Genomic DNA, 19198 nt, shown 5'->3' with positions numbered 1-19198 from the left:
TGGCACAAATCGAACCGGAATAGTGGCACAAATTGACCGAAATGGGTGGCACGGTCTAACCGAAATCAGTGGCACAAATCGAACCGAGATATCCAGCGATGAGTCCGAAGAAATTATAATTGATTTACTGAATAATAATTATGAGGATTTTGGTCCAGAATTAACGATTGAGATTATTAATAAAAACCAAACATCAATAAACGATATTTCAAGAATTTCACATACTGAATTATGGACTACCTTACTTCAAAAAGACAAAATTGATATTTCTTGGGATAACTTGTTATATTACTTCAAAGAGAAGAATGAATTTGACAATATAATAATTGATTACTTGAATATGGAAAGTAATTACACTGTGTTAAGTAAAAAAAGTATAAATAAAGATTTTGATGAAGTAAAATCAAAATTAGTTACAAAATTTATTATTGAACTTTTTAAAAGTAAAATTTCATTACTTTCATATAAGATGTTAATCACTAATTTAACGATACCATATATTTATCCTGATGTCAGTAGTTTTGATATTGTTTCAAGTGAAAAAATGAAAGTTTTAATTGAAAACAGTATTTTAAAATTAAGCCTCGAAAATTACACCGTAGTAGAAACTAAATTTACTGATTTACTTTTACCTTTATTGGAAACGTACAAGGATAATTTCATTAAGGATATTGGTAATTACACACTTGATTCTGCTATAATTTTAAAATTAATTGATTCTAAAATATTCAAAGATGAACAGATAATCACTATAATAAATCATATTCCAGACTCTATACTTCTTGAAAGTGGAATGGTTATTAAAAAGTTATGTCATTTATTATCTAAAAACTCAAAAACAGTCATTAGTCAAGACCTATTAAAAGAATTACTTACTCAAAGCCTATCAGTAGAAGATAAAATCAAACTTTTCAATATTTATTTTACAGAAATAGATCAAGCCGAATTACACGTTTTTATTGAACTACTCGGAGAACCCTATTCAAAAATAATAAAAGGTAAGAGACACAAATTCGAAAACAATGGTTACAATTTCAATTTTGTAAATAATATGTACAAAATATTTATTACCAATTTTTATTTTGTTGAAGAAAAAAAATATATCCAAACAAGCACTAAAAAAGCTGTAAAACAATAGTTATTACCTATAGATTTTTTATTTTAGAATCAAATTCACAATACCAATCTACGGAAAACCACAATCGCTCCAATTACCCCACAACTCCCCTAGCCCCGGTAGCAGTGAAAACCAAATGCAGGTCGAAAACCACTTTTGTAGGTAGTGGCAGAGCGACCGCAGGAAGCTCCTGCCAGTGCCTAGGAAAAGGGTTTGAGACCAAATGGGTTGTAACGGATAACGGGATTAGCTCCTGAAAATAATATTAAATAATACTGCTGAAATCTAGATTTTGAAAAATAAATTCGTCTTCCTGATTTTCTTCTTGAAAGTAAGCGGTTAGTTTTGAAGTGTTTCTAACCACCTCTCCAATCACAATAATAGCGGGAGAGGCTATTTGTTGGTCTTTTACCAATGCTGCGATGGAACTGATGGTTCCTATGACTTTTTTCTCTTTGGTAGTAGTTCCGTTTTGAATGATGGCAATAGGCAGATCATCAGTTCTATTTTCTTGATACAAAGCGACTATTTCATCTAGTTTGTGCATTCCCATCAAGATAACCACGGTTGCTGATGATTGTGACGCCAAGCTCACATCTTTGGATAACTTATGATCCGATGTAGTACCGGTTATCACCCAGAAACTCTCGGAAATGCTACGTTGGGTTAAACTAATTCCGTTTGCAGCGGGCACACCTAATGCTGACGAAATTCCGGGAACAATGGCGGTTTCTAAACCAAATTGTTGTGCGTATTCTATCTCTTCGCTTCCTCTACCAAAAACAAACGGATCACCGCCTTTTAAACGCACGACATGCCCGTGTTTTTTGGCCATGACCACAATCAGTTCATTAATTTGATCCTGACTGTACGCATGACAACCAAAACGCTTGCCTACAAAGACAAGCTCCGCATTTGGGGCATATTTTAGCAATTCCTCATTCACTAAGGCGTCATACAATACCACATCAGCACTTTGCAATGCTTTTACCGCTTTTATGGTAATCAAATCTACGTCTCCTGGCCCTGCGCCTACAATGGTTAACTTTGGTGTCTTTAAATTTTTCATATTATAAAGAATAAACTGCATTAGTAAAATCAAAAAACTAAGTATAAATACTTAAACAAATATAAGTAATTACTATATACTAGACGAAAATTTTAACCCTATTGCATCCGAATTCAATTATGATTGATTTTTGCCTTTTTAATTATTGAAATAGGAATCAGACCGCATCGAATATGATAATCTCATAAAAACGAAATCCCAAAATCTAACTAGTAGATTTTGGGATTTTATATTTAAAATGAAAAGTAAAAACTACTATTCGATAGGTAAAACTATAGTGGAAGTCACTTGTTCTAAAACCTCAAAAGCGGTTTCTGCCATTTTGTTTCCTTTAGTATCCAAAAGTGGATTTACCTCTACCACTTCGAGACAAACTACCTTTCTACTCTTAATAATCTGATTGATAATGGCGATTACCTCATGTTGATCAAATCCCTTAGCAACAGGGGTTCCCGTACCGTATGAAATCATATCACAATCCATAGAATCCACATCAAACGAAATGTAAATTAAATCACAATTTGATAATTTTGTCAATGCTTCAGAAACACAGGTTTGAAGTCCTCTATAGCGTACTTCATCTACCATATAGTTTCTGATACCTAATTTTTCGATTTGGCTATCCTCTGCCTCTTCCGTATCACGAACACCAAAATAAATTAAATTTTCTGGACGTATTTTAGTACCTGGAGTACCAATGTTTTTCATGTCTTCCCAATGCTTTAAGGTTTCGGGAGTAATTTCATTGACTTGACAGTCTAAATTATCTTCTCCCAAAGCTGCTGACAAAGGCATTCCATGGATGTTTCCTGATGGCGAAGTGTAAGGCGAATGCAAATCGGCATGTGCATCAATCCAAACGACACCCAATGACTTTGTTGGATAAACCGCTTTGATGCCACTTATCGTTCCAAGAGCTGACGAGTGATCACCTGAAAGTACAAGAGGAAAATAATTAGCTTGTAAATTATGTTTTACAGCATAGCTTACACGCGTGCATTGTTCTACAACGTGTTCGATTCTTTTAGCAAAATTGTTTCTATTTTTATCGTAGATGCTTTCGTTGTGCGTTTTCACGTCTTCAAACTCAAATCGATTAAAATAATCACTGTTTTTATTGATAGCTGCAATTTCGATAGCATCAACCCCTAAATCAGATCCGCGCGTTCCCGCACCAATATCTGATCGGTTTTTTATTAATTTTACAAATCGTTCCATAACAAAATTTTATTTGAAATCGTTAAGTGCTTTTTCAATAATAGCAAGACAGTCTTGAATTTGAGCTTCCGTAATTACTAATGGCGGAGCAAATCTAATTTTATTCCCGTGAGTTGGTTTAGCTAACAATCCGTAGTCTCTAAATTTCAAACAAATTTGCCAAGCTAAATCAGACTCTTCATCACAATCGATTACGATTGCATTCAACAATCCTTTTCCTCTCACTAAACTAATTAATGAATTTCTTGAAGCGATTTCGTTTAGTCCTTTTCTCAATATTATTCCGAGACGTTCTGCGTTTTCTGATAATTTTTCGTCACGAACTACTTCAAGAGCCGCAACAGCAACAGCCGCAGCTACTGGGTTTCCACCAAAAGTAGAACCATGTTGACCTGGTTTAATTACATTCATAATTCCATCATTTGCCAATACGGCAGAAACTGGATATACTCCTCCTGAAATTGCTTTTCCTAAAATAAGGATATCTGGTTTTACTTCTGGCGTATTTTCACATCCTTTAGTACAAGAACAATTTCCACAAGTAGCTAATAATCTACCAGTACGCGCTATTCCAGTTTGTACTTCATCAGCAATGAACAATACGTTATGCGCTTCACAAAGTGCTTTGGCTTTCGCCAAATAGCCTTCGGTAGGAACATAAACTCCTGCTTCACCTTGAATTGGCTCTACTAAGAAACCAGCTATATTTGGGCTTGATTTTAAAGCTGCTTCTAACGCATCTGTATCATCATATGGGATTTTGATAAAACCTTCTGTGAAAGGACCAAAGTTTTTACGTGCATTTTCGTCATTTGAAAACGAAATAATAGTCGTTGTTCTTCCATGGAAATTATTTTCACAAACGATAATTTGTGCTTGGTTTTCAGGAATTCCTTTTACCTCATAAGACCATTTTCTACAAATCTTCAAAGCCGTTTCAACAGCTTCAGCACCTGTATTCATTGGTAATACTTTGTCAAAACCAAAATATTTAGTCACATACTCTTCAAAAACGCCCAATTGGTCATTGTGAAAAGCACGAGAAGTTAATGTCAATGTTTGCGCTTGTTTTACCATTGCTCCAACAATTTTTGGATGACAATGACCTTGATTTACTGCAGAATAGGCCGACAAAAAATCATAATATTTTTTACCATCTACATCCCAAACAAAAACCCCTTCTCCTCTGTCAAGAACTACCGGTAATGGATGATAATTATGGGCTCCATATTTATTTTCTTTTTCTATTAACGCTTCTGACTTAGAAGAAAGTCCTTGATGTGTTTGTTCCATGATATATTGTTTTTTTTAATGCTTAGAATACAAAAATACAAATATTTTTTACTTTCACAATAAAAATAGATGTTTTTGACTTATTTTTTATATTAAAAAGTCAATTATCTTAATAAACGTGTTTTAAAAAGTCATATTTTATAAAATATACTTGCGTTTATAACGGTAAAAGAAAAAAAACAATTACTTTTATAGCTAATAAAGTTACGCATTTTAATTTAAAATAAATTTCATGGACATACTAGATGAATTCGATATTAATATTATTAAGGAATTAGAAAAAGATGGTCGTATGGCGTACTCTGCAATTGCTGCGACATTAAAAATATCTAATACTATGGTTCACCAGCGAATCAATCGCATGATGGAGCAAGGAATCATTACAGGAATAAAACCCATAATCAACGAAAAAAAAATCGGCTACGACTGGGGTGCTTTCACCGGAATTACACTGAATAAAGATGAAGATTCAAGCAGGATTATAGATGAACTTAAAAAAATACCTGAGGTGACAGAGTGTTATTACATCACCGGCTCTTATACCTTATATATAAAAATGATTGCACGCGATCACGAACACATGAGAAAATTGCTCTACGAAAAAATTGACACCATTCAAGGAATTGCTAAAACAGATTCGATGATTGAATTGGGTTGTGCTTTTAAGAGGAATATTTCGTTGTAATATCGTATAGCTAAAACAGTTGGGATTTACTTCTTTTCTAAAATAAAGAAATACCGCAATAAATATATTCTATAGTGTTGCGCTAAATTTTTATTTTTATTTCTGATATTTGTATAAACAAATAACACACGATGAAAAATTTAAAATATTTTATTTTAGGAGTACTTATCTACTCAAACGCCTCTTTTGGCCAACTAAAAGCAGTTGCTTATAATGACGGAAGCAAGATTTTAAACGGTTTTAAAATTAAACCTACAAAGAAAAGCGCTCAAAAACCTGGGATTTTGATTCTTCCAGCTTGGCATGGAATTGACAAAGCGTCAAAGGATATTGCAGGAGAATTAGCAAATTTGGGGTATCACGCTTTCATAGCAGATATTTACGGAGAGGGAAATTATCCAAAAGATAATGCAGAAGCGGGTCAAAAATCTGGTTATTATAAAACGAATTATAAGGAATATCAAACAAGAATTTCATTAGCCTTGGAACAATTGATTAAGGCTGGTGCTAATCCAGATAATATTGTAGTTATTGGATATTGCTTTGGCGGAACAGGAGTACTTGAAGCCGCTCGTGGGCATCTAAATGTAAAAGGAGTAGTTTCCTTTCATGGTGGCTTAGGTAGAGACAAAACAAGACCTACTGAAGAAATCACCACTAAAGTTTTAGTTTGTCATGGAGCTGACGATCCTTATGTATCTGCAGCAGAAATTACAGCATTTCAACAGGAAATGCGTGACACAAAAGCGGATTGGCAAATGATTTATTATGCAAATGCAGTTCACGGTTTTACCAATCCGGAATATGGAAATGATAATTCAAAAGGGGCAGCTTATAATGCCATTGCGGCAAGACGTTCATTCGAACATTTGAAAATTTTCCTGAATGAGGTTTTAAAAAAATAATATAGTATCCCAAAGCATGTAACTATTAGAGCTCAATTTGTACTAATGCTATACTCGAAGAGGATTTTATTGAAAATACTTTTTGGAAAACCTTAAAAAACCTTTAATTAAAACTGGGAAATTTGACCACAACATGCCTTTAGGATCAATAATAGACTATATAGTTTTAACAAATTGTACACTATTTGCATTTTACACTGTCATCAATCTAAAAGAACCTCTAAATGAAAAAAATTATTGCCTTATTTGTGCTAGCCACTACACTATCCTGTAGTAGTACAAAAATTACGGAATCAGCTGATAATTCTGATCCTACAAAATATATGAATACGATTACTGCTAACGAGCTAAAAACACATCTTTACATTGTGGCAGCAGACGGAATGGAAGGCCGGGAAACTGGTTCTGCAGGACAAAAAAGAGCAGGAACTTACCTTATCAATCAATATAAAAAAAATGGCATTTCTTTCCCTAAAGCAGCTAGCAGCTTTTACCAAAAAGTCCCTGCTGCATTTTTAAACGCTAAGCGAAATGAGAACCTACCCGATTCTGAGAACATTTGGGCCTTTATTGAAGGTTCAGAGAAGCCTAACGAAATCTTGGTCATATCTGCACATTACGATCATGTGGGAGTAAAAAATGGCGATGTCTATAATGGCGCTGATGACGATGGTTCTGGAACCGTTGCATTACTTGAAATTGCCGAAGCATTCCAAAAAGCAAAAAAAGAAGGACACGGCCCTAAACGTTCTATTCTGTTTTTACATGTAACAGGCGAAGAGCACGGTTTATTAGGTTCTAGCTATTATTCGGCAAATCCTTTATTCCCTATGGAGAATACCATTACCGATATCAATATCGATATGATAGGTCGTCGCGACGAAGCACATGCTAATTCAAATAACTACGTGTACGTTATCGGTGCAGACCGTCTGTCAACTGATTTAGACAACATCACTACAGATGCAAATAAAAAATACGTTCAAATGGAGCTGGACTATAAATACAATGACCTAGCTGACCCTAATCACTTTTATGAGCGTTCTGATCATTATAACTTTGCAAAGCATGGAGTTCCTTCTGTTTTTATATTTAATGGTGTTCATGCTGATTACCATAAAAAAACAGATACACCTGATAAAATCGAATACGATGCATTGGCAAAGAGAGCCCAACTGGCTTTTACTATGGCTTGGGAATTAGCTAATCGAGAAAACAGACCTGTTGTAGATAAAAAATAAAATTTGGGCAGCTCCGCGCTTCCCGTATCGTTGCAGAGGACTAGTTCCTGATGCAAAATAAAAAGAGCTTTGAATTACTTCAAAGCTCTTTTTATTTTAATCCCTTTTCACACACTTCATTTGCAATTCAACAAAATTATACCATACCCGTTTTATAAATATATTATTCATTATGATGAATAAAAGTCGATTATAAGATTATTTATTCTCCTAACCATAATAAACTTTTACAATAAGATTAGATTACAAGAAGTACTTACCAAAATCGAAAGTGAAAATAAAAAAGTAATACAAAAATTACATTTTTAATAGAACCAATAAACAATTTGTTAAATAGTTGTTAAACAGAATATTAAGTTTCATTAATAGCTTCGATTTATAAAAAATATCATGTAAATTTGATTGGTTTTGAATTTCAAATGATCTTTAGAAATATAAGTACAATTCCCCCTCGTATTTAAGAATTAGAAAGAAATTGATTCACTGTCACATCCCCAAACTTGCATGATTTACGTTTTCTCCTAAATGAAACTATATACTAACCGCTGCATTATAAATTGCGGCCCCAACAAAAAATAAATTATTAAATAGCTCCCCAAACCTCCCATATCCTTAATTAAATAATGGTTACTGATTATTTTTAACTTTTAATTGTTTAATTATGAAAAATGAAGTAAAAATTCATGAAGTGAGCTCCTCGTCCCTCAAAGGCCGACGTGAGTTTCTTAAATTAAGTGGAATGGCAGTAGCCGGAACAGGACTATTTCTGGCTGGATGCAGTTATGATGAAAAAACAGAGCTAAATGGTTCTTTTAACAACACAGCTAAAATGGGAAATAATGGACATTTCCCCGGTGTTAAAAACGGCATCTTTGATCTAGGAGGAAATGATTTTGGCGTATTGACCTACGCTTATGCATTAGAACAACTGGAAGCCGACTTTTATACTAAAGTAGTAAATGCTTCAGGTTTTTCTTCTACTTTTAATGATATCGAAAAAGAAGTGCTAACCGATCTGTATCACCATGAAGTGATTCATCGTGAATTTTTCAAAACTGCATTGACTTCCGGCTTACCAAACCCGAAACATCAATTGTTGCCAGACCTTTCATTTGCTTATGGTAATTTAAATTTCAATAATAGAGATCAGGTTTTAGCAACTGCAAAAGCACTAGAAGACACTGGAGTTGCTGCTTACAATGGTGCTGGTAGATTACTATCCAATCCCGATTATTTATTATTAGCAGGAAAAATAGTATCTGTCGAAGCGAGACACGCTTCAGCCATTAGAAGCTTAATTAATCCTAACTCAGCTGATTTTGCTGGGGATGATGTGATAGATATGACTACAGGTCTTGATGTGAGTAAAAATCCATCGGAGGTAGCTTTAATCGCAGCTACTTTTATCACTACTCCTTTTACCGCAAAATACTTACCATAACCTTAAACCTTAACATTATGAATATTTTAAAATTTATAGAATCGTTCACCACAGAGAATATGATGAACGTTAAAGGCTCTCGAAGAGATATTTTTAGTCAAGTGGGTCTGGTAGGAAAAAATGCAGCATTAACAGCAATCCCGTTTGGAATTGCCGCGTTAACATCAACAAAAGCTACCGCAGCTGTAAAAGATAGTACATCAGGAAACCCTATTGCTGCATTGCAATTAGCACTTACATTAGAATATTTGGAAGATGAGTTTTACCAATTAGGTTTAGATTCAGGAGTAATACCAGCAGGAGGACGAGAAGAAAAAGTGTTTATGCAGATCGCTGCACACGAATCAGATCATGTAACTTTTTTACAAAACGGTCTTGGCGCTAATTCTATCTCTAAACCAACATTTGACTTTACTGTGGGTGGTGTTTTCGATCCCTTTAATAATTATGCTCAATTTCTAGCTCTTGCCCAAGCATTTGAAGATACAGGAGTACGAGCATACAAAGGACAAGCCGCTAATCTAATTTCAACACCTGATTTACTTACTGCAGCATTACGAATCCATTCTGTTGAGGCTAGACATGCATCAGAAGTAAGAAGGCTTCGAGGCCTTAAAGGATGGATAACAGGTAGTGAAAGAGGTGCAGGTATGCCCGTAGCAACACAGGCGGTGTACAATGGAGAAGAAGTTACCTCTCAAGCAGGTTATGATACCGCTTTTCTATTTGGAGCTGCAGCTGGTTCTGAAGCGTATGACGAACCGTTAACAGGACCCGAAGCTGTTGCGATTGCAAGCTTGTTTATCGTATAAGAATAATACTCAAAATTAAACGCACAAAAAAAGCCTCTCATTTCTGAGAGGCTTTTGCCTTTTGGGTGGAAGACGGGGCTCGAACCCGCGACCCTCGGTACCACAAACCGATGCTCTAACCAACTGAGCTACAACCACCATAATGCTTAGCGGTGGCAAAGATACAACATAAGTTCACTTTTGCAAATAATTTTTTCAAAAAAATCAGGAAATTTAGAGCAAATCTCCTAAACTATTGACTGCCAAATATCTTTCTACCGTAAAACCTTCCGCAAAATCTACTCCTGCAAGTCTACCTAGGTCCTGCGAGCGGTAATTCACGCTTTCTAAGAAGTTTTTAGAGGTAATTGGCGACTCGGGTTCTTTAGAATCCTTGTCATAAAACTGAGAACCATAAGCTAATATCGATTCTATTTTAGCAGCTGTAAATCCTGTAATATCTACGACAAAATCAGGTTCAATGTTTTTCCATTGAATGTAATGATAAACGGCTTTAGGCCTCCATGCTAACTGCAGCTCTCCGTCTAGTTCTGTTTCTATCTTCCTCAATCCAGATAAAAAACAAGCGTTAGAAACTAATTTACTCCCTTTTTCGTGATCAATATGACGATCGTCAATAGCATTACATAACACAATATCCGGTCGGTACTTCCTGATTATTTTTATAATTTCAAGTTGGTGTTTTTCGTCATTAACAAAAAAACCGTCTCGCATCTCCAAATTTTCTCTAACAGAAACCCCGAGAATTTTTGCGGCAGCATTTGCTTCCTGATCTCTAATTTCGGCTGAGCCTCGAGTCCCTAATTCCCCTCGAGTCAAATCAATAATACCAACGGTCTTCCCTAAGGATATTTCTTTTAAAATGGTTCCCGAACATCCCAATTCCACATCATCTGGATGGGCCCCGAAAGCTAATATGTCTAATTTCATTTTTATATTTATTTGTATCTTTTTCTTACTTATTTTCTTTTTTCTCTAACCAGTTCTCTTCTTACAACACCCGCTTCATTGTCATGGATTTGTTGACGCTCTCCTTCCACTCTTTTCCTGGATTACTATCTTTTGTGATACCACAACCCATATATAAATGTGCCTGCTTGTCCTTGATTTTCATGCATCTTAAATTGACATACAAATCAGATTTTAAAGTCTCTTTATTAAATGCTTCTTTATTTAATTCTCCAAGAAAACCGGTGTAATACTCTCTATCATATCCTTCATTTTCCAAAATAAAATCCTTTGCTTCCTGTTTAGGTAAACCACAAACCGCAGGCGTAGGATGCAAAACAGAAATCACCTGCTTCAAATTGGAATTATCGCTTAATACACCTTCAATATCTGTTTTAATGTGTAATAAAGCACCCGCTTTTAAAGCATAAGGACTTGATATCGCTACTTCTGAAGTCAGGTCTTTTAAATTATTTAAAATGAAGTCGGTGACGAACTGTTGTTCTTCCATTTCCTTTTTCTCCCAAATTGCTTCGGCTAAACCCTGGCTTTTTTGTGTTCCCGCTAATGCCATAGTAGAAAACTTCTTATCATCAGCTTTAAGCAATCGTTCCGGCGTAGCGCCCATCCACAAACCTATTTTTGGGTGAAACCAACAATAACAAAAAGCATTTGGGTAGCTTTGAATCAATTTTTCAAAGACTGAAACCAAATCAAAATTAGCCAGATCGATAGTTTCTTTCCTGGAAACCACAACCTTTTTAAAAACACCCTCGCCTATAGCGTCAATTCCTTTTTGCACCAAAGATTCAAAATGTTCCTGACTTTGTTTATTTTCTAATTGAGTAAATTCAGAATCAGGAGTTTCTTCACCAGAAGTTATCAATGCACTCCATTTTACTGACTGTTCAAAAGGAATCAATATCATTTGGCTGCCTACAAAAGGAGCAAAAACAAAACCAGCTTCCTCAAAATTTTCAGCAAAATATAAGTGGTCATTTTTCTGAAAATACCCAACCACTTTAATATTATCTGGCTTTTTGTAGAGTACAAAAGGTAAGTTCTGCGATTCTTGTTGTTTTACTTTGATAAAAAAATCAATCATAATTTACTTTATTATAAACCGAAGTTTAATTAATATAAAAGCCCCCTTATTCTTGTTTTATCGTTCTTTTAGGCAAAACCATATTGGTCAATTTGCATAGTGAAATGAGACTGTCATTTTCATCGGTAATGCGTATTTCCCAAAGATGAATGCTTCTACCTTTATGAATAATCTTTGCTGTCGCAGTCACTATCCCGTTGCGTTTTGCCTTTAAATGATTTGCCGAAATCTCAATTCCGCGCACTTCACTAAGCTCTGGATTGATAAATAAAAATGAAGCCGCACTACCGACACTTTCTGCCAAGGCCACCGAGGCACCGCCGTGCAAAAGCCCCATAGGTTGGTGAACAGTTGGATTCACTGGCATTGTTGCTGTCAAAAAATCTTCTCCAGCATCAACATACTCAATATTTAAGGTTTCCATTAAAGTGTTTTTGGAAATACGATTACAGTATTCCAGTATTTTTTCTTTATCGAATGTCATGAATTTTATTTTATAGAATGTAAATTTAGACAAAAGACGAGAAACAAAATACTAAAAACAATCTTTAGCATAGAATTAGCATCTGTTCAAAACATAAATCAAGTAATTATTCTTAAAATCAGGAACAATCTTTTTTTTAAAACTATTAAAAAAAGTAAACTTTGATAATGTAATCGTTTTGTTTTTCTTCATCTATAATCACGAAAACGCTTTTCTGTACCCACTAAATAACGTCACATTACATATTCTAATCTAAAATTCAGTACCATTCAAATGAGTTTTTTGCTATTTTTACACAAAATCAAACGAAATGCGTCCTTACTCTCTATTGTTTCTTATTGGATTTCTGTTGTTAGTTTGCTCTTGCCGTTCTGATTTTGAAACGGTTGCAAGTACAGGAGATTTAACTTTTTCAAAGGACACAATTTATCTAGACACCGTTTTTACCAATATAGGCTCCAGTACGTACCGACTAAAAGTGTACAATAAAAGTAAAAATGACATTACTATTCCCACGATAAAACTGGCAAAAGGACTAAATTCTAAATACCGCATGACCGTGGACGGAATGCAAGGAAGCGAAGGGAAATCGTTTAAAAACGTAGACCTACTTGCTAAGGACAGCCTATATATTTTTATAGAAACGACTGCCAACATTACCGATGCTAGCCCATCAGACTTCCTCTATACCGACCAAATTGAATTTGACGCCGGAACAAATTTACAAAAGGTAGAATTAGTGACGCTTATCCAAGATGCCGTTTTCTTATATCCAAAACGTTTTGCAGATGGTACTACCGAAACACTGCCGCTAGCTGACGAAAAAATATATGGCTTTTATCTGGATGAAAATGATCCCGTAAATGGAAACGAACTCGTATTCACTAACCAAAAGCCGTATGTTATATACGGTTACGCTGCAGTTCCCACAGGAAAAAAAGTTGTTTTTAATTCAGGATCTCGTGTTCATTTCCATGCAAACTCCGGACTTATCGTGAGCAATAATGCCTCCATAAATATCAATGGATCCAAATCAAATTCAGCGCTCTCTGAAAATGAAGTTGTTTTTGAAGGCGACCGCCTCGAACCTGAATATGCTGATGTTCCCGGACAATGGGGAACAATCTGGCTTACAAATGGCAGCACAAATAATATCATAAATCATTTAACTATAAAAAATGCCACTATTGGTTTATTAATTCAAAACAATGACGGAACTACGGTGTCCATTAAAAATACCCAAATTTACGATTCTTCCAATTATGGGATCTTAGCACAAACTGCAAAAATCAATGGAGAAAACATAGTGATTAATTCTGCTGGACTAGCTAGTCTATCCTGTTCTTACGGCGGAAACTATAAATTCAGTCATTCCACATTCAATAATAACTGGAACAGTTCGTCGCAAGTTGCCGTTTCCATAGACAATTTTATTACAGCTGCCGTTCCCGAAGTGAAAGACCTAACGCAAGCTACTTTTAATAATTGTATTATTTATGGTTCGTATTCGAATGAATTGAGCTTATCAAAAAAAACAACGGCCACATTTGCCTATCAATTCAACAATTGCTTGATAAAATATGATGCTACAACCACAAATCCAGATTATCAATTTGCAACTGATCCCGCTCATTATTCAGCAATTATTTTAAATCTGAGTCCGAAATTCTACAATATCAACTTGAATAAACTGAATATTGATGCAACTTCTGCTGCTTTCGCAAAAGGGAATACGGCCTATTCGATTCCATTAGATATTCTAGGAAACACTCGAACTACACCCCCTGATTTAGGTGCGTATCAAAATAAACCATTCCCAAAATAATAGTAGCTAAAACTTCGTTATTCAATATTCTAAATTGAACATTCGACCTTATTGTTTTTTTTACATTTAGAGTGTAGAATTTCGAATGCCGAATATTCATATTCTGATCATTCTGTCTAAATTAGACCTTCTTTAAAAAGTCGTTTTTTACACTTGTTCTTACTGTTTTTTTAGACTAAATTTGCACCGTAATACAACAAACTACACAACAATGATCCATTTCTTTGAAAACCAAAGCAAAGCAATTTTTGCAGTACAAACGCAAGGCGAAATTTCAGCTCAAGACATTTCAAAATTAAACTGGCTTTTTGCCGACTCAAATAAAATCGAAAAATCCGTACTGACGGATTTTTTTGTTGGTCCCCGCGCCGCAATGGTAACTCCTTGGAGTACTAATGCCGTTGAAATCACCCAAAATATGGCTATTTCAGGGATTATTAGAATTGAGGAGTTTCAGTATGCTACAGCTGATTCTGCCGATTTTGACCCAATGCTTTCGCAAAAATATTCCGAGTTAAATCAAACTATTTTCACCATCGATATCGCACCAGAAGCCATTTTAGATATTGATGATATTGCAGCATACAACAAACAAGAAGGATTGTCTTTAAGTCCAGAAGAAGTAGAATACCTTGATAACTTAGCTTTTAAAATAGGTAGAAAACTAACTGACTCTGAAATATTTGGTTTCTCACAAGCCAATTCAGAGCACTGTCGTCACAAGATTTTCAACGGAAAATTTGTTATTGATGGTGTAGAAAAAGAATCTTCTTTATTCAAAATGATTAAGAAAACATCGTTAGAAAATCCTAACGACATCGTTTCGGCATATAAAGACAATGTGGCTTTTGTAAAAGGGCCTCGTGTAGAGCAATTTGCTCCAAAAAGCGCAGACAAACCTGATTTTTATCAAGTAACAGAATTTGATTCGGTTATTTCCTTAAAAGCAGAAACACATAATTTTCCAACCACTGTAGAGCCTTTCAATGGAGCTGCAACGGGTTCAGGTGGAGAAATCCGCGACCGTTTAGCAGGAGGACAAGGTTCATTACCTATGGCAGGAACGGCAGTTTATATGACTTCGTACTCTCGTCTAGAAGAAAACAGACCATGGGAAAACGGAATGGCCGAGAGAAAATGGTTGTACCAAACTCCAATGGATATTTTAATCAAAGCCTCAAACGGAGCTTCTGATTTTGGAAACAAATTCGGACAACCGCTTATTACAGGTTCTGTTCTGACTTTCGAACATGAAGAAGACGCCCGTAAATTAGGTTTCGACAAAGTGATTATGCAAGCGGGTGGAATTGGTTACGGAAAACTAGAGCAAGCAATCAAAAAAACACCACAAACAGGAGACAAAATCGTTATCCTAGGTGGTGAAAATTATAGAATCGGAATGGGTGGAGCTGCGGTTTCTTCTGCAGACACCGGCGCTTTTAGTTCTGGTATCGAGTTAAACGCAATCCAACGTTCGAATCCAGAAATGCAAAAAAGAGTTGCCAATGCCATTCGTGGATTGGTAGAAAGCAATGAAAACCCAATCGTATCTATCCATGATCACGGTGCTGGAGGACACTTAAACTGTCTGTCAGAATTAGTGGAAGATACTGGAGGTTTGATTGACTTGGACAAATTGCCTGTGGGCGACCCTACCCTTTCGGCAAAAGAAATCATCGGTAACGAGTCTCAAGAAAGAATGGGATTAGTTATTGGTCAGAAAGACATTGACACCTTACAAAAAATTGCCGATAGAGAGCGCGCTCCTATGTACCAAGTAGGTGACGTGACCGGAGACCATCGTTTTACATTCGAATCAAAAACTACAGGTGCTAAACCAATGGATTTTGCTTTGGAAGACTTTTTTGGAAGTTCGCCAAAAGTGGTTATGACCGATTCAACAATCGACAGAAATTATGCTGATTTAGAATACAGTGTAAGAAACATATCAACTTATCTTGAACAAGTGCTTCAACTAGAAGCTGTGGCTTGTAAAGACTGGTTAACAAACAAAGTAGACCGTTGTGTGGGTGGTAAAGTTGCCAAACAACAATGTGCTGGACCGTTGCAATTACCGTTAAATAACTGTGGTGTAATGGCTTTGGATTACAACGGAAAAGAAGGAATTGCCACTTCTATCGGGCATTCGCCTGTAGCCGCTTTACTTGATCCTGTTGCAGGAAGTAGAACCGCTATCGCTGAGGCATTGTCAAATATCGTTTGGGCTCCTATCAAAGACGGCTTGGACGGAATTTCACTTTCGGCCAACTGGATGTGGGCTTGTAAAAACGAAGGAGAAGATGCTCGTTTGTACGCAGCCGTAGAAAGTTGTTCGAATTTTGCAATCGAATTAGGGATCAATATTCCAACAGGAAAAGACTCCCTTTCGATGAAACAAAAATATCCAAATGAAGAAGTAATTGCTCCGGGAACGGTTATTATTACCGCAGGAGGAAATTGTACTGATGTTAAAAAAGTAGTAGAACCTGTACTGCAAAGAAACGGTGGATCTATTTATTATATCAATTTATCACAAGATGAATACAAACTAGGTGGTTCTTCGCTTGCACAAACGTTGAACACGATTGGGAAAGACGCACCAACAATTAAAGACTCAGCTTTCTTCAAAAGAGCCTTCAATACCGTTCAGGAATTAATATTGGAAGACAATATACTTGCAGGACACGACATCGGAAGTGGTGGTTTGATCACTACCCTATTGGAAATGTGTTTCGCTGACAATAATTTAGGTGCTAAAATAGATTTCTCTGTTTTTGAAGAGAAAGACATCATCAAATATTTATTTGCTGAGAACATCGGAATCGTGTTCCAAGCCAAAGACGATACAGCATTAGAAAGCAAACTAAACGCAAACAATATCGCTTTCTACAAAATGGGGACGGTAACTACCGAAGCTACTTTAGACTTTGGTCCTTGCAAATTAGACATCGCTAAATACAGAGACATTTGGTTTAAAACTTCGTTTTTATTAGACCAAAAACAATCTAAAAACGGAACGGCGCAAGCACGTTTTGATAATTACAAAAACCAAGCATTAAACTATACTTTCCTAACACATTTCACAGGAAAGAAACCAGTAATCGATGCTTCGAAACCACGTCCAAAAGCGGCTATTATCCGTGAAAAAGGAAGTAACTCGGAACGTGAAATGGCAAACGCTATGTACTTAGCCGGTTTTGATGTAAAAGACGTTCACATGACCGATTTGATTTCAGGTCGTGAGACATTAGAAGACATTCAATTCATTGGAGCTGTGGGAGGTTTCTCTAACTCAGATGTATTGGGTTCTGCTAAAGGTTGGGCAGGAGCTTTTAAATACAACGAAAAAGCAAATACGGCCTTGAAAAACTTCTTCAAACGTGAAGATACATTGTCAGTAGGAATTTGTAATGGTTGTCAGTTGTTTATGGAACTGGAAGTAATCAATCCAGAGCACGAAGTACACGGGAAAATGTTGCATAACGAAAGCCACAAACACGAAAGTATCTTTACTTCGGTAACGGTACAGGATAACAAATCAGTGATGTTGTCTTCATTAGCAGGAAGCACTTTAGGAGTTTGGGTTTCACATGGAGAAGGTAAATTCAACTTACCTATGGGTGAAGAAAATTACAATATCGTGGCTAAATACGGTTATGAAGGTTATCCAGCAAACCCGAATGGTTCTGATTTTAACACGGCAATGTTATGTGATACAACTGGACGTCATCTAGTAATGATGCCGCACATTGAGCGTTCTACATTTCAATGGAACTGGGCACATTACCCAAAGGATAGAAACGATGAAGTTTCGCCTTGGCACGAAGCCTTTGTGAATGCCAAAAAATGGATTGACAAAAAATAAATTTTAGTTATTTATATAGTAAAAGCGTTCTCCACAGAGAACGCTTTTTTTTTGTAATATATTTTTAAATTCTTGTTAATAACTTAGTTGTGTTAAAAAAATCACAATCGGTTAATTTAGTACATTTGAAAATAATGACTTACAAATAAACTATTTTTAATATAATTATAAAATCAAACCATGTTCGGAATTAAGCACATAAAATTTGATGCAATGACTTATGTTTTACATTTTAAGAATGGAAGCATAAAAAAAGAAGGACGTGGACTTTCGTTCTTCTATTTCTCGCCAAACAGTTCTATCGTTGCTATTCCCATGGGAAGTAATGATTTGCCGTTTATTTTTAGCGAATCGACTAATGATTACCAAACGGTTACCATTCAGGGGCAAATAAGCTACAAAATTACCAATCCAAAAACCTTATCAGATGTTTTGGATTTTACCGTTGAAGATAACGGACAATACAAGAAAAATGACATTGAGAAGTTGAACCAAAGACTTATTAATGAGGCGCAAACAGCAACTTCTTCTTTTATTCATAGTATAAAATTAAAAGATTCCATTCGTTCTGCTAAAACCATCGAAGAAAGTATCATCGAAGGTTTGAAAAAATCCTCCGCTATCAATATGCTCGGAATAGAAATTTTGGGTGCGAATATATTGGCGATTTCCGCAACTCCGGAAATGTCAAGAGCATTGGAAACCGAAACAAGAGAAAAACTACAGCAAGAAGCGGATCAAGCCATTTATGAAAGACGAAATTTTGCGGTAGAACAAGAACGAAAAATTAAGGAAACAGAGTTAAATACTGAAATTGCTATTGAAGAAAAACAAAAGCAAATTACAGAGAAGAAAATGGAATCGGAGGTTATAAAAGCGGAAAACAATCGAAAATTGAGAGAAATGCAGCTCGAAGCAGATATTTCTGTAGAAAACCAACGGAAATTATTAATTGAGGAGAAAACACAAAACGATAAAATAGAAGCAGAAACACAAGGTTATGTGATTGAAGCAACTTTGAAACCCTACAAAGAAATGGATTGGAGAATTCTGACAGCTTTGAACAACAATCCAGATCCTAAATTCAATATTTCCCTTGCATTTAGACAACTAGCTGAAAATGCAGATAAAATTGGAACACTAAACATTAGTCCTGATCTATTGGATTCTTTATTAAGCGAAAAATAAGA

14 protein-coding genes, 1 tRNA gene and 1 pseudogene are annotated in these 19198 nt (G+C 35.6%); 9 read left to right on the top strand and 7 right to left on the bottom strand.

All coding sequences use genetic code 11. The annotated features are described in order from the left end of the window. A pseudogene (locus tag BLV35_RS19335) lies at window positions 1–1138 on the top strand (P-loop NTPase fold protein); the annotation flags it as partial. Between the two features lie 244 nt (window positions 1139–1382). Here the strand turns inward: BLV35_RS19335 and cobA are convergent. The 3 genes from cobA to rocD all read right to left on the bottom strand — a co-directional run bounded on the left by cobA (window position 1383) and on the right by rocD (window position 4697). Further along, window positions 1383–2186 carry a uroporphyrinogen-III C-methyltransferase gene (cobA, locus tag BLV35_RS17050; protein WP_091093050.1) on the bottom strand — a complete coding sequence of 268 codons (804 nt, stop codon included), beginning with the start codon at window positions 2184–2186 and terminating at the stop codon, window positions 1383–1385. A 255-nt stretch (window positions 2187–2441) separates the two neighbouring features. Beyond that, on the bottom strand, window positions 2442–3404 hold the full coding sequence (gene rocF, locus BLV35_RS17045; protein WP_091093048.1) for an arginase: 963 nt from the start codon (window positions 3402–3404) through the stop codon (window positions 2442–2444). Window positions 3405–3413: 9 nt separating this feature from the next. Beyond that, window positions 3414–4697, bottom strand: a complete 1284-nt coding sequence (gene rocD, locus BLV35_RS17040) for an ornithine--oxo-acid transaminase (RefSeq protein ID WP_091093046.1) — start codon at window positions 4695–4697, stop codon at window positions 3414–3416. Between the two features lie 232 nt (window positions 4698–4929). Here rocD and BLV35_RS17035 point away from each other — a divergent pair, with 232 nt between their 5' ends. From BLV35_RS17035 to BLV35_RS17015, 5 genes are all read left to right on the top strand, one after another. Beyond that, on the top strand, window positions 4930–5382 hold the full coding sequence (locus BLV35_RS17035) for an Lrp/AsnC family transcriptional regulator (protein ID WP_091093044.1): 453 nt from the start codon (window positions 4930–4932) through the stop codon (window positions 5380–5382). A 131-nt stretch (window positions 5383–5513) separates the two neighbouring features. Beyond that, window positions 5514–6287, top strand: coding sequence for a dienelactone hydrolase family protein (locus BLV35_RS17030; protein ID WP_091093041.1), 774 nt, complete (start codon window positions 5514–5516; stop codon window positions 6285–6287). Between the two features lie 224 nt (window positions 6288–6511). Next, entirely contained in the window at window positions 6512–7528 is a 1017-nt protein-coding gene (locus tag BLV35_RS17025; protein WP_091093039.1) for a M28 family metallopeptidase, read from the top strand. A 661-nt stretch (window positions 7529–8189) separates the two neighbouring features. After that, window positions 8190–8969: a ferritin-like domain-containing protein gene (locus BLV35_RS17020; RefSeq protein WP_091093036.1), complete on the top strand. Its 780-nt coding sequence runs from the start codon at window positions 8190–8192 to the stop codon at window positions 8967–8969. 17 nt (window positions 8970–8986) lie between these two features. Continuing rightward, window positions 8987–9781 carry a ferritin-like domain-containing protein gene (locus BLV35_RS17015; RefSeq protein ID WP_091093034.1) on the top strand — a complete coding sequence of 265 codons (795 nt, stop codon included), beginning with the start codon at window positions 8987–8989 and terminating at the stop codon, window positions 9779–9781. A gap of 63 nt (window positions 9782–9844) precedes the next feature. Here the strand turns inward: BLV35_RS17015 and BLV35_RS17010 are convergent. The 4 genes from BLV35_RS17010 to BLV35_RS16995 all read right to left on the bottom strand — a co-directional run bounded on the left by BLV35_RS17010 (window position 9845) and on the right by BLV35_RS16995 (window position 12318). Next, window positions 9845–9920, bottom strand: a tRNA-His gene (locus BLV35_RS17010). 74 nt (window positions 9921–9994) lie between these two features. Beyond that, complete coding sequence (gene bshB1 / locus BLV35_RS17005; RefSeq protein ID WP_091093031.1) at window positions 9995–10711, bottom strand: bacillithiol biosynthesis deacetylase BshB1; 717 nt, start codon at window positions 10709–10711, stop codon at window positions 9995–9997. A gap of 61 nt (window positions 10712–10772) precedes the next feature. Beyond that, window positions 10773–11834 carry an isochorismate synthase gene (locus BLV35_RS17000; RefSeq protein WP_091093028.1) on the bottom strand — a complete coding sequence of 354 codons (1062 nt, stop codon included), beginning with the start codon at window positions 11832–11834 and terminating at the stop codon, window positions 10773–10775. 46 nt (window positions 11835–11880) lie between these two features. Continuing rightward, window positions 11881–12318, bottom strand: coding sequence for a PaaI family thioesterase (locus BLV35_RS16995; RefSeq protein WP_091093027.1), 438 nt, complete (start codon window positions 12316–12318; stop codon window positions 11881–11883). Window positions 12319–12628: 310 nt separating this feature from the next. On the opposite strand from BLV35_RS16995, the gene BLV35_RS16990 reads away from it, so the two are divergent. From BLV35_RS16990 to BLV35_RS16980, 3 genes are all read left to right on the top strand, one after another. Beyond that, window positions 12629–14143, top strand: a complete 1515-nt coding sequence (locus tag BLV35_RS16990) for a hypothetical protein (protein ID WP_091093026.1) — start codon at window positions 12629–12631, stop codon at window positions 14141–14143. 211 nt (window positions 14144–14354) lie between these two features. Then, on the top strand, window positions 14355–18008 hold the full coding sequence (gene purL, locus BLV35_RS16985) for a phosphoribosylformylglycinamidine synthase (protein WP_091093025.1): 3654 nt from the start codon (window positions 14355–14357) through the stop codon (window positions 18006–18008). 180 nt (window positions 18009–18188) lie between these two features. Next, entirely contained in the window at window positions 18189–19196 is a 1008-nt protein-coding gene (locus tag BLV35_RS16980) for an SPFH domain-containing protein (protein WP_091093023.1), read from the top strand. Window positions 19197–19198: the final 2 nt, after the last annotated feature.

Source organism: Flavobacterium gillisiae, assembly GCF_900107635.1.
Lineage (GTDB): Bacteria > Bacteroidota > Bacteroidia > Flavobacteriales > Flavobacteriaceae > Flavobacterium > Flavobacterium gillisiae.
The sequence above is the reverse complement of the archived record's forward strand: the minus strand, read 5'-3'. Positions and strand labels throughout refer to the sequence as shown.

Bases quoted from the DNA above. Each gene is read 5' to 3' on its own strand.
- cobA (WP_091093050.1), bottom strand. From the start codon at position 2,186: ATGAAAAATTTAAAGACACCAAAGTTAACCATTGTAGGCGCAGGGCCA.
- rocF (WP_091093048.1), bottom strand. From the start codon at position 3,404: ATGGAACGATTTGTAAAATTAATAAAAAACCGATCAGATATTGGTGCG.
- rocD (WP_091093046.1), bottom strand. From the start codon at position 4,697: ATGGAACAAACACATCAAGGACTTTCTTCTAAGTCAGAAGCGTTAATA.
- BLV35_RS17035 (WP_091093044.1), top strand. From the start codon at position 4,930: ATGGACATACTAGATGAATTCGATATTAATATTATTAAGGAATTAGAA.
- BLV35_RS17030 (WP_091093041.1), top strand. From the start codon at position 5,514: ATGAAAAATTTAAAATATTTTATTTTAGGAGTACTTATCTACTCAAAC.
- BLV35_RS17025 (WP_091093039.1), top strand. From the start codon at position 6,512: ATGAAAAAAATTATTGCCTTATTTGTGCTAGCCACTACACTATCCTGT.
- BLV35_RS17020 (WP_091093036.1), top strand. From the start codon at position 8,190: ATGAAAAATGAAGTAAAAATTCATGAAGTGAGCTCCTCGTCCCTCAAA.
- BLV35_RS17015 (WP_091093034.1), top strand. From the start codon at position 8,987: ATGAATATTTTAAAATTTATAGAATCGTTCACCACAGAGAATATGATG.
- bshB1 (WP_091093031.1), bottom strand. From the start codon at position 10,711: ATGAAATTAGACATATTAGCTTTCGGGGCCCATCCAGATGATGTGGAA.
- BLV35_RS17000 (WP_091093028.1), bottom strand. From the start codon at position 11,834: ATGATTGATTTTTTTATCAAAGTAAAACAACAAGAATCGCAGAACTTA.
- BLV35_RS16995 (WP_091093027.1), bottom strand. From the start codon at position 12,318: ATGACATTCGATAAAGAAAAAATACTGGAATACTGTAATCGTATTTCC.
- BLV35_RS16990 (WP_091093026.1), top strand. From the start codon at position 12,629: ATGCGTCCTTACTCTCTATTGTTTCTTATTGGATTTCTGTTGTTAGTT.
- purL (WP_091093025.1), top strand. From the start codon at position 14,355: ATGATCCATTTCTTTGAAAACCAAAGCAAAGCAATTTTTGCAGTACAA.
- BLV35_RS16980 (WP_091093023.1), top strand. From the start codon at position 18,189: ATGTTCGGAATTAAGCACATAAAATTTGATGCAATGACTTATGTTTTA.